The 16,705-nt window shown below is 37.3% G+C and carries 15 protein-coding genes and 2 tRNA genes; 6 read left to right on the top strand and 11 right to left on the bottom strand.

Translation table 11 applies throughout. The features are described from left to right. Positions 1 to 63: 63 nt before the first annotated feature. Positions 64 to 525 carry an endonuclease domain-containing protein gene (locus tag ABIL69_09205; protein ID MEO0124162.1) on the bottom strand — a complete coding sequence of 154 codons (462 nt, stop codon included), beginning with the start codon at positions 523 to 525 and terminating at the stop codon, positions 64 to 66. Between ABIL69_09205 and ABIL69_09210 the strand changes: the two genes are divergently transcribed. Further along, the gene (locus ABIL69_09210; protein ID MEO0124163.1) at positions 510 to 728 is read left to right on the top strand and encodes a hypothetical protein; all 219 of its coding nucleotides are present in this window, start codon (positions 510 to 512) and stop codon (positions 726 to 728) included. The genes ABIL69_09205 and ABIL69_09210 overlap by 16 nt on opposite strands. Positions 729 to 731: 3 nt before the next feature. Here ABIL69_09210 and ABIL69_09215 read toward each other — a convergent pair whose 3' ends face one another. From ABIL69_09215 to ABIL69_09230, 4 genes are all read right to left on the bottom strand, one after another. After that, entirely contained in the window at positions 732 to 1,319 is a 588-nt protein-coding gene (locus ABIL69_09215) for a hypothetical protein (GenBank protein ID MEO0124164.1), read from the bottom strand. Then, entirely contained in the window at positions 1,316 to 1,906 is a 591-nt protein-coding gene (locus tag ABIL69_09220) for a TetR/AcrR family transcriptional regulator (GenBank protein ID MEO0124165.1), read from the bottom strand. Before ABIL69_09220 ends, ABIL69_09215 begins: the two co-directional genes overlap by 4 nt. 613 nt (positions 1,907 to 2,519) lie before the next feature. After that, positions 2,520 to 4,427: an FG-GAP-like repeat-containing protein gene (locus ABIL69_09225; GenBank protein ID MEO0124166.1), complete on the bottom strand. Its 1,908-nt coding sequence runs from the start codon at positions 4,425 to 4,427 to the stop codon at positions 2,520 to 2,522. Between the two features lie 67 nt (positions 4,428 to 4,494). Beyond that, positions 4,495 to 4,576: transfer RNA gene (locus ABIL69_09230), tRNA-Leu, on the bottom strand. 440 nt (positions 4,577 to 5,016) lie between these two features. Between ABIL69_09230 and ABIL69_09235 the strand changes: the two genes are divergently transcribed. From ABIL69_09235 to rnc, 5 genes are all read left to right on the top strand, one after another. Then, positions 5,017 to 5,487 (top strand): GWxTD domain-containing protein, encoded by a 471-nt coding sequence (locus ABIL69_09235; protein MEO0124167.1) that lies wholly within the window; start codon positions 5,017 to 5,019, stop codon positions 5,485 to 5,487. 52 nt (positions 5,488 to 5,539) lie between these two features. Further along, positions 5,540 to 5,614: transfer RNA gene (locus ABIL69_09240), tRNA-Pro, on the top strand. Between the two features lie 64 nt (positions 5,615 to 5,678). Continuing rightward, positions 5,679 to 6,938 (top strand): SPOR domain-containing protein, encoded by a 1,260-nt coding sequence (locus ABIL69_09245; GenBank protein ID MEO0124168.1) that lies wholly within the window; start codon positions 5,679 to 5,681, stop codon positions 6,936 to 6,938. 3 nt (positions 6,939 to 6,941) lie between these two features. Then, positions 6,942 to 7,319, top strand: coding sequence for a RidA family protein (locus ABIL69_09250; GenBank protein ID MEO0124169.1), 378 nt, complete (start codon positions 6,942 to 6,944; stop codon positions 7,317 to 7,319). Next, entirely contained in the window at positions 7,291 to 7,962 is a 672-nt protein-coding gene (gene rnc / locus ABIL69_09255) for a ribonuclease III (GenBank protein ID MEO0124170.1), read from the top strand. The genes ABIL69_09250 and rnc overlap by 29 nt, the downstream gene beginning before the upstream one ends. 5 nt (positions 7,963 to 7,967) lie before the next feature. Here the strand turns inward: rnc and ABIL69_09260 are convergent, their stop codons facing one another. The 6 genes from ABIL69_09260 to ABIL69_09285 are packed head-to-tail and all read right to left on the bottom strand — an operon-like array spanning position 7,968 to position 16,678. Next, positions 7,968 to 8,750, bottom strand: a complete 783-nt coding sequence (locus ABIL69_09260; protein MEO0124171.1) for a zf-HC2 domain-containing protein — start codon at positions 8,748 to 8,750, stop codon at positions 7,968 to 7,970. Continuing rightward, on the bottom strand, positions 8,747 to 9,310 hold the full coding sequence (locus ABIL69_09265) for a sigma-70 family RNA polymerase sigma factor (protein ID MEO0124172.1): 564 nt from the start codon (positions 9,308 to 9,310) through the stop codon (positions 8,747 to 8,749). Before ABIL69_09265 ends, ABIL69_09260 begins: the two co-directional genes overlap by 4 nt. A gap of 25 nt (positions 9,311 to 9,335) precedes the next feature. Beyond that, entirely contained in the window at positions 9,336 to 10,082 is a 747-nt protein-coding gene (locus ABIL69_09270) for a DUF4412 domain-containing protein (GenBank protein MEO0124173.1), read from the bottom strand. Positions 10,083 to 10,105: 23 nt separating this feature from the next. After that, a complete protein-coding gene (locus tag ABIL69_09275) occupies positions 10,106 to 12,637 on the bottom strand; it encodes a tetratricopeptide repeat protein (protein ID MEO0124174.1) in 2,532 nt (843 codons plus the stop codon). Continuing rightward, positions 12,637 to 16,362 (bottom strand): tetratricopeptide repeat protein, encoded by a 3,726-nt coding sequence (locus ABIL69_09280; GenBank protein ID MEO0124175.1) that lies wholly within the window; start codon positions 16,360 to 16,362, stop codon positions 12,637 to 12,639. Before ABIL69_09280 ends, ABIL69_09275 begins: the two co-directional genes overlap by 1 nt. Beyond that, positions 16,355 to 16,678, bottom strand: coding sequence for a hypothetical protein (locus tag ABIL69_09285; GenBank protein ID MEO0124176.1), 324 nt, complete (start codon positions 16,676 to 16,678; stop codon positions 16,355 to 16,357). Before ABIL69_09285 ends, ABIL69_09280 begins: the two co-directional genes overlap by 8 nt. Positions 16,679 to 16,705: the final 27 nt, after the last annotated feature.

Consider the following 16,705-nt stretch of genomic DNA (forward strand, 5'->3'; position numbering starts at 1 on the left):
ATTATAGATGTACGAAGATTCCTAAACATATTGTTATTAATAATTCGCAAGAATTGCATTTTTCTATTTACCTCCATTTTCTGATTCTCCAAACTTGAGAAGGCTTTCGCCTTCTTCAATTTCCTCTTTTTTGAAGGGCCTTCGACTTACTGAAACTTCCCCTCCCTTGAGGGGAGGGGATAAAGGGGAGGGTGACAATTCACTGATTATCACTTCCATCACCCCATCAATATTTCTCAATACATCGTTATTCCAAAATCTTAATACCATGTATCCTTGTGCCCGAAGCCACCTATCCCTTATTTTATCACCCCTGCTCTCAAAATGCCCACTGCCATCAACCTCAATAATCAATTTTTTCTCAAAACAGACAAAATCCACAATATAGCGTCCTATCATCTGCTGTCTTCGAAATTTTACACCTAATTGTTTATCTCGTATCTTATACCATAATCTTTTTTCTGCTAAGGTCATATTACCTCTTAGGCGTTTTAATATTATTTTGTTTTGTGGGGTTAGTTTCATTCTTCACCCCCACCTTAATCCTCCCCCCTCAAGGGGGAGGAAAAGCGAAGGAGAACTCCCCTCAAGGGGGAGGAAAAGCGAAGAAACCCTGCCATCAAGGGGGAGGAAATGCAAAAGAGCTCAATATAAAGAAGGAAAGAAGTCAAGAAAATTTTGGCATCAAAAGGAAGCAAGATAAGAGAGAGTATTTTGTGAAAGTTTGACATTTATGGTAGAAAGAATTTTAAGCCGAAGCCGTTGACAAAAAATTTTTCGTCTTTGTCAAAAAAACCGTATTTGTAGATATTGGAACTCGTAAGATAATGATATTGCAGATGGGAAAATAATGCAAGATTATCCAATGGCTTAATCTGGAATTCAAGACCACCGGTAAAACCAAGGTCTTTTTCATCCATTTTATCACCGGTCGGCAGTGTAATCACCTGGTCGTTAAACAATCCCTGCCACAGATACCAGCCAAAGCCAGTCTTCAGATGGAGCTGGAACAAGCCGGTCTTTAAAAATGGCAAAAGATTGTAGGTGATGGTGAATGTCAAAGGTGTGTATTTGTATGCAAAAGGTCCCTGATCAGGCGGAGCATCATAGCGAACGATCGCACCGCTGAACTCAATCCCAAGTTTAGGAATAATATTCGCCACACCTATCTGGATACCCCACTGGTACTTGCCTTTTGATTCCTTTAAGGTATCCTGAAAAAGAAGATAATTTGAATAATTGGGTCCAATGAAGACCTGTCTTGCATCTATTCTGGGATTTAATATCCCGGCAAAGAGCAAGATTGATATGAAATTCATTTTAACTCCTTTCGGTTTTTTAGACCATCAAAAAATAATCCAAGAATCTCTTCACTTGATTCTATCTTCTTTTCAGTAAAAAGATTTAAGAGCAGTGGCGCTCGCATTATGTTAAGAAAACCAATCGCCGCAATCTTTGAATTTATCTTACGAAATTCACCGTTTTTTATTCCCTCATCTATTATGTGTGCAACCGCAGCAATTATCTGATAGATTATTGGAAATACCCTTTTCTTAATTTCCTTCATTATTTTCAATGCCTGATTTATATTCTCCATTGATATCACCGGGAAAAATTTGTGGAATTCAACTGAATGGAGGAGCCAGTCTTCGGCAATCTTCTTTAATTTCTCACTGCTTTTCAAATTTTCACTATTTATTTCTTTTAAATCTGCAAGCGCCGATTTTAACTGTTCTTCAATTATGCTTATATAGATATCGGATTTATCCTTGAAATAAAGATAGACCGTGCCTTTTGCCACCTTTGCCGAACGGGCAATATCTTCAACCGTTGTCTTAAAAAATCCCTTTCGGGCAAAAATCACCATCGCTGACTCCATAATCTTCTGACGTATATCTTTCTTCATAATAACCAGTTTAGACTCCTTTTAAGATAAAAAAGTTTATAATGACTGACCAGTCAGTCATTATATCTAAAAATTAGAATATGTCAACAGGCCGATTTACAGAGTACTCTCAACATTTTTTCTTGAAATTTTAGTCTTCATGCTAAATATTATTATGCACATATTTTTGCTGTTTTAAATACTTTTAACAGATATGTATTAAATCACACTTTCAATCCCCCTCTTTCCCCCTTTTGTAAAGGGGGATAATGAGGGATTAAAATTTTGTAAAGGGGGATAATGAGGGATTAAAATTTTGTAAAGGGGGATAATGAGGGATTAAAATTTTGTAAGGGAGATAATGAGGGATTATTAAATGAGTTTTTTATATAAAATAATCGTAAGGCAAACCTTCAATGGCTGTATTGCAATTTCTATATGTCACCCCGAAATAAATGCAGGAAAGTTTTGCTTTGTAAATTGTCGAGCAATCTCGACCACTACAGTAAAAAATGATTGATGTAGTAAGTTGTTGAGCAAGCTCAACCACTACATAATTGGATGGTTGGTTGTAGTGGCAGAGTTTACTCTGCAAAATTTAATAGTTGTAGTGGCAGACCTTGCTCTGCAGTAATTATTGTATTTTTATAACTTTTTCTATCTTCTTTAAATCTTTTTGTCTTATTTCTATGAGATATATGCCCGGTTGTAAGCCATCTGCGTGCCAGATAATATTATCTTTACCATCAAAAGATTCCCTGAGCCGACCTGAAATATCAAATATCCTGACTCCGGTAATGCCTATTCCCTTTATCAATAATTCTTTTTTAAACGGATTTGGTTTTAATTCAATTCCCGCATTAAAATCTGATTTCATTTCCGCAATTCCCAGCTGGGCAGAGGTCTCATTGCTCAGGCGCGATTCCGCAAACGCCCTTATCTGGGCAGTGGCACAGTAATAATAGGTAATCCCTGGCGAGACATTGTAATCATTATATGTAGTATCGGTTATGAGTGCCGTATTTATTTTTGTATAAGGTCCGCCCGATGTCTGACTGCGGTAGATATTATATCCGGCAATATCAGGTTCTTTATTTTTATTCCAGATCAGATTGATATGGTCAACCGCGGCGGTTGCACTTAAATTCTGGGGTGGTTTGGGATGGAACCATCCGGTATTCCACTGGTCATGATAATAAGTTCCCCAGTCAGTGTAATAGCCACAATATGGAACACCCGAAATCGTCCAGAGATTGACCGTGCCATCGCTTGTTAACAGGGCAATCTCAATATCACCGTCAAGGTCAACATCACCGACAGAAGGACTGTTAACAATCGCGGCTGAGGTTGTTGGAATGGGCCAATCAGTAACTAAAGAACCATTTCCCTCATAGGCATAGAAATGTCCAGGATTTGCATTATCTGCAACCAAGACTTCACGCAGATTGTCGTTGTCAACATCAAAGACGATTGGTGAACATTCAAGCATATCACAATTCACAGGCCAGCCGCTGACCTGGATTCCATTATGGTGTCTTGCCAGGAGATTTGGTGCATTAATGATATGCCCACCGCCAAATATCTCTAAATCATGGTCACCATCAATATCACCGACCACGGGCATTGTATAAGTCTGGGGTCCGGGAAATGTCTGGGGCCAATTCGTAAAATTTGTGCCATCGTGGTGATAGATGTTTACATAGTTGACACTATTGGTATAATAGGAATGTAAAATCTCCTGGTCACCATCATTATCTAAATCAGCAATCACGGGCTGGGCATAACTCATACCACCCGCAACATTGAGTTTGGGCCAGCCCGGTTCAGTATTCCCATTCTGGTCCCATACATATACTGAGCGATAAGATAGACAGACGATTTCAAAGAGATTATCATTATCTATATCTGCAACCGCAACCGAAGCGACGGCAAGATAGTCGGTATTCTGGGGCCAGCCCGTATAGACCGTGCCATTATGATGCCAGACATAGACATGGCCTGGCTGTCCTGACTGCATCTGCGCCATTATAATCTCTAAATCGCCATCACGGTCAAGGTCAAAAAGGACGGGTGCGATAAAACCGAGAACTCCATTCGCATTCTGGGGCCAGTTGGGAAAAGTCGTGCCATCATGATTATAGATATAGACATACCCATTCCGTGCCGCAATCACTATCTCCATATCTCCATTATTATCAATATCACCTACTGCAACCTTTGCCTGCACCATACTACCGACTGTTACTGGCCAGCCCGGCATTAAATTTCCCTGATAATCCCAGATATAAACTTGATTATTCGTGGAGCCGACGATAATCTCTAAATCGCCGTCGTTGTTAATATCGGCAAGATTGACACCGCTTGGTGCATAATATGGATTGACACTGATTGACTTTGGCCAGTTTGGCATCTGCTGGGGTGGGGTGAATATTTGTATCCAGTTTCCCTCAAAATTTCCAACCGGGTATGTTCTGCCATCAAGATCTGTGCAAACAATATTCCCCACATTTCCTAATAACAAAACACCGATTAATACTAACATAATACTCTCCTTTCCACTCCCTTCTTTATCCTCCCCCATAAAAGAGGACGATTTTTGAGGGATGAACTGCCGGAGGGGGGATTTGAACCCCCACGCCCGAAGGCCTACGCCCCTCAAACGTATGTGTCTGCCAGTTCCACCACCCCGGCTAAAAAATGGTTATTAGTTCGTGGGCATTTATACCCGTTTTAAATTCTTAAAAATTATAATTAAAATATATGATTTGTCAACCAGGTATTCAGCTCATCGTAAACTCGGCCACTACATTTAATTCACCACTTACGAAGTTATCCCTTGACATTATTTAACAACTTCGTATAATATTTATATAATAATGTATTACCCGATACATCCTCATTTTATACAAGCGATCTTATTTTATCCGGTAAAATACGCAAACAGGGTTTGTTCAACCGGCATGGTATTGAATTAATACCTTTTATTAATCCAGCATATTCAATTTTAGATACACTCTTTTCATATATTGAGATCTACGGGCTTGTTCCGGACAGCCTACTTTATACCATTCGCTATCTGGTCAAAGATAAAGATAAATCGGTTTACGATAAATGCGTCAGTAGAATAAAATTTGAGTATTCAGAAAAGTTGTGAGTTTAAGATAAGCGAGATAGATTTTGATATAACAGATAAACCTTATGCCCGGGAGATAAAATATCTCGTTTCCGAAAAAGAATATAAAAAATTTCTCAAAATGAGCCATTCAAAACAGATTGAATATCTTAAGAAATTCTGGTCCAAGCGTGATTATAAATCATTTGAGAAAAGATTACTTGAGGCGGATCAAAAATTCTCTACTTCTAATTTGAAGGGTCGCGATACGAATCAAGGTAGATTTTTTATACTATACGGACCCCCTGATGAGATTGAATATAGACCTATGGAAACAACCGGGGCTCCAGCCCAGGTGTGGCACTATGAAGCGCGTGGCTGGTCATTACTTTGGTGTGATTCCGATAATGATGGAAATTATGAGTTAAAAGGAAATGTAGATTTTGGAAAGGATTTTACAAGGGACATTCCAATCCGATGGACAAAATAAATAGAACTGAGAACACTTGACTTCCCTGATATTTCATATATAATTGCCTAATCGGGGCGTGGCGCAGTTGGTTCAGCGCACCAGCTTGGGGTGCTGGGGGTCGTCCGTTCAAATCGGATCGCCCCGATTTTTATTTTGTTTAGAGCTTTCCGCACCTTGATTTTTTTGTCAATTTCAATATTATAGTTCTAATGCTGATAGAAATTTTTTTATTTTCTATAATCATAGTCAACGAAAACAAAATTTTGAATGTAAATATTGAAAATCTATCTTTTCAGGAGTTTATACTAAAAGAAGGGGTAATTGATTATCTAATTGACGGGAACCTATATGTTCTGACTGAAAAAAATATCCTTGCTTTTGACACAACGAAATTTCAGATAATAGACCGTACACCACTTCCTCAGAGGTTCAATTATATAACTGATACCAGAGACGAGATAATTTTAATCTCATCATCAGAGATAATTATTCTCAATAAAAAAAATCTTGCATTCAAAAATGGAATCGGGATTGAACCCGGCGATTATCAACCAATGGTTTCTCCTGTAAAGTTGCCGCGTAAAGAGCTATTATATTTGTTCACGAAGAATGATAAAAGAAGTATAATCAAAATCATTGATTTGCATAAAGGTAGAACTATCAAGAGCAAAAACTTTACCGAGATAAAAAATTATTATTATTTACCACAGGAAAAAAATTTTGTCATTTTAACCAGTTCAGGGCTCCACTATCTTGATACTGACTTGAAGGTAAAAAAGAGTGTAAAATTTGAATTTCCGGGAGAAAATTTCTTTTTCTACCGTGATTACTACATAATAACAAATACACAGGCAATCTGTAAAATAGACAAAAATGGCAAGATGATTGATTTTCAACCCGTTTTATTGAATGGTACTTCAAAAAATTCAGATTTTGTATTTTATAATAAAGATTTGATTGTTTTGATTGAGCCATTTACAATGCGGATAAAGAATCTTTTAGAGAACGAGAGAAAAATATATCAAATGTATGAGATTGATTTTGACCAGAACTTATGTTTGAGCAGGGATGGTGAAATATTTTTAATGGACAACGAGACTGGACTATTCAAAGCTCTTTTGAAAAGTGAATATGCAATTAAACCACCAGTTATTAAAGAAACTATTTCTAATGATTCACTATTCTATATCCAGTTCGGGGCATTCTCAGAAATAAATCGGGCGCAGAATTTCTGTGATAGTATAAAGAATGGTGGATTACCTGTATTCATAGATTCAGCTCCCAATAATTTATATAGAATTAAACTCGGTGGTTTTTTAGAAAAAGAACTGGCACAGGAGTTGATGGAAAGGTCTGGAATTTCTTCCTGGCTTGTATATAATAAAAAGATTGAGCATGTAATGGACACAAAATTTATTTTTCAGGGACAGATTTATGAAATAAAAAATGGCATTATAAAAAAGGAGTAGAATATGAAAAAAATCATAAAGACTGACAAGGCTCCAAAGGCGATCGGACCCTATTCTCAAGGTGTGATTGCCAATGGTTTTATATTTACTGCGGGGCAGATAGGTTTGAAACCCGATACCGGGGAAATGGTAGCAGGCGGTGTAAAAGAACAGACCAGACAGGTTCTGGAGAATCTCAAAGCAGTTCTTGAGGCAGGCGGGTCAAAGTTGGATAATGTAGTAAAGACGACTGTATATTTGACAAAATCTGAAGATTTCCCTTTTATGAATGAAGTATATGCCCAATATTTTACTGATGAACCGCCGGCAAGAACTACAATCTTTGTAAATGGCTTGCCAAAAGGAGCGCTCGTTGAGATTGAAGCTGTCGCAAAAATTTAGTGAAATTGAAAAAAAATTAGGAATACAATTCAATAATAAAAAACTCCTGAAAAAGGCACTAACCCATTCTTCGGCAGTTGCTGAAAACCGCATTAAATCCAATGAAGTCCTTGAATTCCTCGGGGATGCAGTATTGGAACTAATCGTGCGTGAATATCTCATAAAAAAATTTCCGAAAAAAAGCGAAGGAGAACTGAATGAACTCAAGAAAAGATTCATCCAGGAAGAAGTTCTGTATAAAATTGGAAGGGGATTGGGTATCGGTGAAATGCTCATTATGGATAAAGGCGAAGAATTGACCGGAGGCAGGGAGCGACATTCCAATATCAGTTGCGCACTTGAGGCATTGATCGGTGCAATATATCTTGATAGGGGGTTAGATTATACAAAAAGATATATTAAAAAAATTCTTCTACAAAAAAGATTCAAAATATCAAGGGATTGTAAATCGCTCATTAATGACTGGGCAATGAAGAATAAAAAAAAGGTTGAATATAAGGTAATTGAAGAGTATGGTCCACCACACGATAAAACATTTATTGTCGGGCTCTATGTCAATGGCAATAAAGTATCTCAAGGAGAGGGTCATAGCAAAAAACAGGCAGAGCAGTCAGCGGCAAGAGAATTTTTAAAAAAATTATAGAAAATTTAATTTGAATCTTTTTCTTCAGGGGTAAACTCTACAAACATCTGGGTTGGTCTGCCCTGGATTTTGGGTGGTGAGAGTTGTTTTCCTTTTAATGCACGGAAAATTGTTGTATCTTCTTCAGGGGTTAAAGATTTCCCTTTTGCAACATTTATAATCCTTCCTGTTGAATCAACAATCGCCCTTATTACAACCGGCTCGGTAATTTCAGGCACAGATCGTTCTGCGGCGTAAGCACGGCTTTCAAGTTCTTCAGCCTGCCGGGAAGCAATTGTTGGTGCGGGCGCTGTAGTTTTTTTGTCTAAATGAGTTTCAGTTCTGGGTTTTGATTTTGCAATGGGTGCGGGTGCAGGCAGAGATATGTCGATCTTCTGGTCTTTTATGGCTTTTTCTTCATCAGAATAAACATAAGGAACCCTGTTATTCATACCCACAGGGGTTTCTAATCCTTCACTCCTGATGACGATAAGTATCAAGACTGCAACTGCAGCCGGAATGAGTATCGGAAAGAATTTCCAAAAGACAAACTTCGGCTTTTTACCAATCCTTTCCATTACATTTCTTTTGAGATTGAAGATGAATTCACGGGATGGCTCTTCTAATTCCAGCTGACGAATCTGCTCGTCCATTTCCTTGAATTGCTCAACTATCTTCCTGCAATAAACACAGGATTCCAAATGCTCTTTTATTCGTGCATATTCCTGTTCATCAAGTTCATTATCAATAAAAGCGCTGAGCAATTCAATAGAAATGCCGCAGCCTGATTTATTTAATTCTTCCCTCATAGAACACCTTTGTTCATATCCTCAAATATCTCTCTTAATCTCTGCCTTGCCCTTGCCAGTCTTGACATCACCGTCCCCCGGGGAATATTCAATGACTGGCTTATTTCTTCATAGGATAACTCTTCTTCAACCCTTAAAATCAATATAATCCGGTATTCTTCAGGTAATCTTGCCATTGCCCGTGCAATCTTTTCTTTCAGCATTTTCTGCCCCACGATTTCCACTGGATCATTTTTACCATCATCATAATTTTCTGCCCATTCAAGCGGCTGGACTTCAACTTTTTTCTCCTTTTTTATATAATTCAGCGTATGGTTGACCGCAATCCTGGATAGCCATGGAAAGAACCGATTGCCCGATTTGAACCCCTTTATTCCATTATAAGCCTTGATAAATATCTCCTGTACCAGATCTTCGGCATCATCCCGGTTGCGCACCATTCTATAGACCAGGCGATAAATGGGGATTTTATACCGCTCAATCAGGGGACCAAATGCCTCACAATCCCCATCTTTTACTGCCTGGATTAAGACATCATCACTCTCATTATTATTATACACAAAAATCCCTAACTTTATTCCATTATTAATCTGTATTGGGGGTTTTTACCGGATTATAGCCCTCTGGAATTTCAAAGACTCTATCACTGATAGGGACGGTGGTTAATTTTTTTATGACGCTTGAACTCTTTAATTCCGTCTTTGTATAATTGTCTTCCATTTTTACATTTATTTCCATTTCTAAGGGAAATCCATCTATTTCAGAAATCCTTTTTTGTAAATCCTTAAGCAGTTTATTATCAATATCAACCAACCCGGTTTCATTCACTCTACCCAAAACCTTATCATTGAATTCTTTGATTTCATCATAACCCGGAAAATCTTTGCCCATCCACATCGTCTGGGTAATCTCCATTTTTTCATCCCCGGAATTTATATCAACTGACACAAAATATTTTTCACATTTTATTTTTAGAATTTCTTTTGTTTCTTCCAATTTTTCAATTTTAAATTCAGGCATGACATTGGAGGAGTCAATAATACTACTTTCTAATTTTTCGCTGAGAGGCATTTCAATATACTCTTTATTTTCGGGGTTTAGAATCCAGGAAACACCCTTATCGAGACGAATAATTGCAATAAATGCCTCGTCCTTTGATTCTGAATTTCCGATTTTGACCTCAGTCCTCATCCGATCAAATTTTATAAAATTTCTGAATGTCATAACTTCGTCCCCTAATCCCATCATTCCATCGGTCTTGGTCTCCATTTCATACATTACATCTCCATAGATAATTGAGAATAAAAATACAAGCAGAATTATTCTGTGCATAACCTCCCCTTTTTATCTATTATTCAGGCGCTGATCTTTCCCTGTTTGTATAGTTCTATTGCCTCTTTAGCCTCACTGTTAGTAGGATCAATTTCCAGGGCACGCTGGAATGCTGATATTGCCTCATCATATTTTTCTAACTCAAGTAATGCCTTACCCATATGGACATAGGCAAGGCTATAATTTACATTTCTTTTGATTGCTTGCTGGAACATTCCAATTGCCTCGTTGAGTTTTTTGGTCTTTACATAAAGCAATCCAAAATTGTTATAAATCTCGGCAAGATTGGGTTCCAGTTGCAACGCCTCTTCAAATGATTTCTGTGCCTCACTATCCCTGCCGAGTTCGGTAAGCACGAGTCCTTTAAGGTTTAGATACTCGGCAAGTTTATCAAGTTCTAATGCCCGCTCAATTTCGTTAAGGGCAAGTTCATAATTGCCCCGATAATAATAAAGGGTTGCGCGGTCAAAATGGTCAAGTGCATCTTTCTTTTTCTTTGCCAGCTGCTCTGCTTTGTATTGCTCTTCCTGTTTTGCAAAATATTCCTTCAGATTCTTTAATACTTCGTTGCTGAATTTTGACATATCAAGTTGTTGTTCAAGAAGGTCTTTAAATTGTTTCTGTATTTCATTTGTCATACGATTGATTTGATTATTTAGTTCACCAAATTTTTCGGACAGCCGGGCAATATCACCAAATGTCTTTTCATATTGCTCTTCGAGCCCCCCGATTTCCTTCTTCATCTCAGATATCAAATCCTTTACTGACTCCTGCATGCCCGCACCAACAGCCTCTACACCTTTGCGCATGCCTTCTGCAAGTCCAGCAATCTTACCTAAAGATTCAAGATAATTGCGATTGAGATTATTCATCATTTCACTCATATTTGCGATATTAGTCTGGGTCTTTTCAAAGAGTTCTCCAAATTTTTCCACCCCGGATTGAATGGTATTAAGCGAATTAAGGTAATGTTGGCTTGTATTATTAAGAAATTCACCTATGTTATAGATTCCGCTCTTAAGCACATTATTCATATCATCATACTTTCTCAGTCCTTCCTGGATTGCATTGAGTTGATTATTCAGCGAATCTTTCAAGTTATTTATCGGTGTTTCATAATTCTTTAAATTTTCCTGGATTGAAACCAGTTGACTGCTCAATGTATTTTTTAATTCATTTATCGGAGTTTCATAATTTTTAAGACCATCAACGATTGAACCTAATTGCGCACTGAGCGAATTTTTCAATTCATTTATCGGACTTTCAAAATTCTTTATACTATCCTGGATTAAAACGAGCTGGTTGCTCAGGGATTCTTTTATTTCGTTCACAGGTGCGGTGAATGAAGCAAAACTGCCCTGGATATTTGTGAGACTATTTACAAATTCATTCTTTAAATTAATCAATTCTGTCTTGAGGGCATCTGTCGTCTGGTCAACCTTCTGGACTAAAGTGCTGGAAATTTTGTCAAATTGACTACCCATAAATTCGTTGTTGCCCTGCTGTAATTTTGAAAATTCATTGAATAAAACCTTTAATTCATCAAGTTTGAAGCCTATCGTTCCTTCAAGGTCTTTTAATAAACCCTGTTGATTTGAGCCCTGGGTCTGCAAAAAGTTAGTAAGCGTAGATTTCAGCTCTTCCAGTTTGTTATTGATTGCTTCCTGCATTCCCTGATAAATCTTTTCTGAAGATTCCTGCTGACCTTTGATACCTTCCAGGAAAGATATTTTTAGTTCATCAAATTTTCCACCAAGATTATTAAGACTACTCACCGTTTCGGTTTTAATTCCAGCAATTTCGTTTTTGACTAAATCAGCAATATTGTTTACACCACTAACTATATTCTCAACAACTTCAAATTTTTTCAAAATTGCCTGGAATGTTTCATTGCTCTTTTCTATGCTCGCATTTAACGCCTCGGTCCCTGCCTGATAAGTGGTTGAAACCTTTTCAACGGCATTCTTCAGGGTATCGGCCTTATGACTGATATTTTCACTAAGTCCTTCAAAACTCACTTTTACTTCATTGAAATATTGTTTCAGTTCCTCACTTAGTTTGTTCTGGACATTTGTAATATTATTGTTTGCCTCTTTTATTGATTTTAATTCTTCAATCTGCAAATGATTGGTATTGTTCAAGGCTTCAATCTGTGCAAGATGTTTTTCAGAAATGGATTTTAAAGTTTCAATAATTGAATTTTGAATTTCTGTTAAACGATCAAATCCGAGGGCGATTACTTCATTCTGCTTTTTCATTATATCAAAGCGGTTGAGCAGGGCATCCTGCAGGGTTTGAACCGTCGTAGAGATAATAACACCCAATGCCTCATTGCGTTGGAACATTTCTTCTTTTATTTCCTTAACACCATTTTTAAAGTCTTCAATTATTATACCATTCTTAATATTTGTGGATAATAACGAACATAACTTTGCGGCACCATCATATACCATGCATTCGTTTTTGATACATTCTTTGATCTCTATTTCTTCACCAATTTTTTTACCATCGCGGTCAAAAATCTCTTTTCTCTTAACAAGGAATGGACATTTCATTAAATCCTCCCTTCAATAAAATATCTTCCCCTGCCCAAACGCCTTTCCTGGGCAAGCCTTTCGTATCGCTCAATCCTTGGCTTGAGTGAATCATCATTAAGTAATTTCAGAACCCCCGCTGCTGCTGAATAAGAACCAAGCGATTCATAAATATCTGCATAGAGCATAGCGGTATCTTTATCAACCGGTAATTTTCTCAATGTTTCAAGGGCATCAATGGGCTGATTCTTTTTTAATAAAATTCTTGCCCTCAGCATTATATAATCGCGTGTGTTTATTTTATCGCTGCCAAGTGATTGTATCTCTTTTTCTGCATCTTTAACTTTATCCATTAAAAGATAGACATTTGCCCTTAATAACCGCGCTTCGTCAGTCTCTTTAGGTATTTCTTTTAACTTTTTATTAAAATATTCATCCCTTACTTTTCTAATCGTTTTATATACCAGATTACGGTCTTTTGTTTCCTGCAAAAGTCTGGTATATATTTCAAGCGTTTTATTTACCTCTCCTTTTTCAAAATATAACTGTCCTTGTTTTAATAAAATTTCTTCTCTTCTTTGCGGTATTAATTTTTCTACTGTTTTGAGAGATTCAAGCGCATGTTCATAATCCTTTTTATATGTATAAATTTCACTCAAAAGTAAGTAGGCGGGACCAATCTTTTCGTTTTTCAATAAAATTTCTTTTATTTGAATGATAATATTGTCGGCAAAATCCGGGTCAGTATCAAATAATTTTTTGAATAATGCAATCGTGCGATTTACCTCGCCAATTTCTTTATATAACACACCAGTAAAATAGGTCAACTCCGGGGATTTTTCATACTCTTGTTTCAAGGTCTCAATGATATTAGGAGTTTCCTGGGGTGCAAAATCTAAAAGTTTTTTAAAGACCTCAATTGCATTGACAAAGTTCCCTTCATTTATAAATAATTTCCCTAAAAAATGGTATGAAGGAATATGGCTTGGATTTTTTGAGAGAATCTGCATTACGAAATCTTTGACCCAGCGTATTTCATTTTTATCGATTTGAAATACCTCTTCAGTTGTGTAAAGGGCATCTTCAAGATTATTATAATTAAGATAAATTTGTGCCAGTCCTTTCCTCGCTTCAATATCCTGGGGTTCCTCATTACATATTCTTTTCATTTCGGATATTGCAGGTTCACGGAAAGCAGGCTCTTTTTCCTGGGCATCTATGAAAAACTTTATTGCTGATGATTTCAAATTTGCCAGATAATAAACCCTTGCCAGATTGAATGACAACAAAGGAGACGGCAATTGGGTGTTTAATTTTTCAAGTAAAGGCAAAACCCGGGAAACAAGGTTATTGTCCAGTTCACAGGATTGCACAAGATGTTTTATGCCTTCAGAATATTTCTTTAAATTTATTTCAATCGCCCCCATAGCAAATATCACCTTGGGATTGGCAATGGATTTTGTAGAAATTGTCTTCAATTCATCCAAAACATATTCAGCCCTCGCGGGCACGATTCGTGCCGTCAAAAGATATTCTTCAACTGCCTCATCAATCCGTTTTGCCCTTGCCAGCGCCCTACCCCGGGCAAAATGCGCAGGGACATTGCTTTTATCCACGGCAAGAATCTTATCAAGATAACTAATGACCTCATTTGAATAATCTGTATCACCATCAAGGGCAAGCATTAAAGGCCTTACACTATCGCTTAGATTGCCACTTTCAACGAGTGCCTGTCCTAACCTGAGGTTGAAATACTGTGCCTGGTTACCGAAGACTTCTATACCCTTTTTTGCTTCTTCAATAACCCGGTCGTAGAGTTTACGATTAAAGAATGTGTCAATTAATAATACCCAGACCTCTCGATCTTTTGGAAATGCCTTCAATGTATCATAAAATTCATCTATAATTTCAAAGAATGCCTTGGGATCGACCATTTGAGCGGTTTTAAAGAATTGGGTTGCAATTTCAATCTCTCCATCTTTCAAAAATATTCTTGCCGCAGTAAGAAGTAATGGAACTGCCTTCGGTCTTTCTTTTATTACTTCAAGCAGTGCGCGTTTTGTTGTGTCTTTGGTTTCGTCATTGGCAAGAAGTTCTTCAAATTTTTTAATTGCCTTCTCATTTTCACCTGAGTAGGCATAACCACGGGCAATTGCAATATCAAATAAAATAGGTTCACGCTCACGATAGTCATTGTATATTTTTATTATATCCTTTGCCAATGCTGGTTTATGGTTCAATATCGCATCAAGTATTGAGATAAAATTTGTTATATTTTCTTCATCAATGTGGGGTTTGATCAATGCAAATGCCTCATCATCTTTGTTCAGATTAATAAGCGCCTTTGCCTTGAGTACGAGATAGACTGGATCAGACGGTTTAGTTTTCAAAATCTCGTCCAATGCCTGATTTACCAGGTCGTATTTTTCATTTTCAAGAAGGGTTTCAAATATGATTGAGGCATTCTCATCCTCACCTTTGTGGCTATAACATAATCCTAACAGGTAGAGCCCATAAAAGTTTTCGGGCATCTGTTCCAGTATAGAATTCAGATTCTGGATATATTCATCTATGAGGCCACGGTCAATTTTATATGCCCGATCAATCACCTTTATTGCCTCATCAATCATTTTTTGTTTCAAATAGAAATTGACCAATCCCTGTATTACAAGTGGATTGTTAGGTTCTTTTTCAAATGCCTTCTCATATCTTTGCATTACTGTGGAATATTGTTCAGCGTCAATTTCAAGAATTTTATCAAATTCCGTGATTGCCAGAGAAATTCTTCCTGCATTGAGAAGATTATCAGCAAGGCTGAATAGTACCTTTAAATTCTGGGGATTCATACGCTGTAACTCACGGAGCGTTTTTATTACATCATCAATCTTTGATGGGTCTTTTTTTAATAATTCTTCAAGCCTTGCCAGGGAGGCATCAAGGTCGCCTTTTTTTACATAGAGTTCGGTGACAAATTGATTGAAACTATTTTCTAAGTCGGGTGGTGGATGGACGGTAATAAGGGTATCAAGTAACGGGTCAATAAAATCTGGAAATTTTTCATAGATCCTTTGCGCCTGGCTCAATGCCTCTGGTGCGTTGCCCGAATATACTAAACTTTTAAGTAATAGTAGTGCGGCATAGGGATCATTAAACCGCTCACGCGCAATTGCCCGCGCCCATCCCAGAATCTGCTTTTGAAATCCTTCTGTGTTCAGAAGGAAATCAATATTCTCAAGTGCAGTCCTGCCGTCCTGAAATGTGAAGATTATTGTGCCGTATATAATGAGATTTTCAAAATCCCTTTTTGAAAATATCTTTTTTGTCGCTATTCCCTGTTTTAATTTCTCATAACGATTTATGAGTAATTTTACCTCTCGCTCATTGAATGCCCTTAAGACCTTGAACAACTCATCGTATTCTTCCTGACTCACATACAATTGCAGTAAAAAATCGCCTGCATCTATTGATGTATATCGGAAAAAATAATCGGAAAGCAATCCTATGATTTCATCAGTTCGGGAAGGTGCTACCACCTGGGCAGTTCTGAGTGTTTCCACTGCCTCAGCCCTTTGTTGATTTTCAAAATATAAACGGGCAAGTTCTAAATATAAAGGAAATGCTTCTTCGGTTTCGGTTAAATTATCCTCAAGAACCTTGATTGCAGAATTTAACTTACCTTCTTTGATATATTCCTGAGCACGCTGATACGCCTTTTGGGGATCCTTTCCAGCAAATATCTCAAACATTTTTTGCCTTCCTTTTCAATTCATCCTTTTTATATGCCAATCCCTCAACTATGGAGTGAACCGGTTCACTACCACAGGCAATTAAAAGTCCACTTATAAAATAGTCAACCCACTGGCTCAAATTTGAGCTGGTCGCCAACCCCAATTCTCTGATAAATCCAAATCTGAATGAAAAGGAGATTATCAATCCAAGCGCTGTGCTTAAAATCCAGGCAAAAAACTTGTTTTTGCTATTCGGAATAACATATAAAATTTTCTCGGTAACTCTTTCAACGATCAGGGATAGAGCAAATAACAAAACTACTATCTTACCCATTTCTATAAAGATTTTCAGTATCTACCT

The organism is candidate division WOR-3 bacterium, from assembly GCA_039802005.1.
In the GTDB taxonomy this organism is placed as follows: domain Bacteria; phylum Hydrothermota; class Tepidihabitantia; order SM23-42; family JAOAFX01; genus JAOAFX01.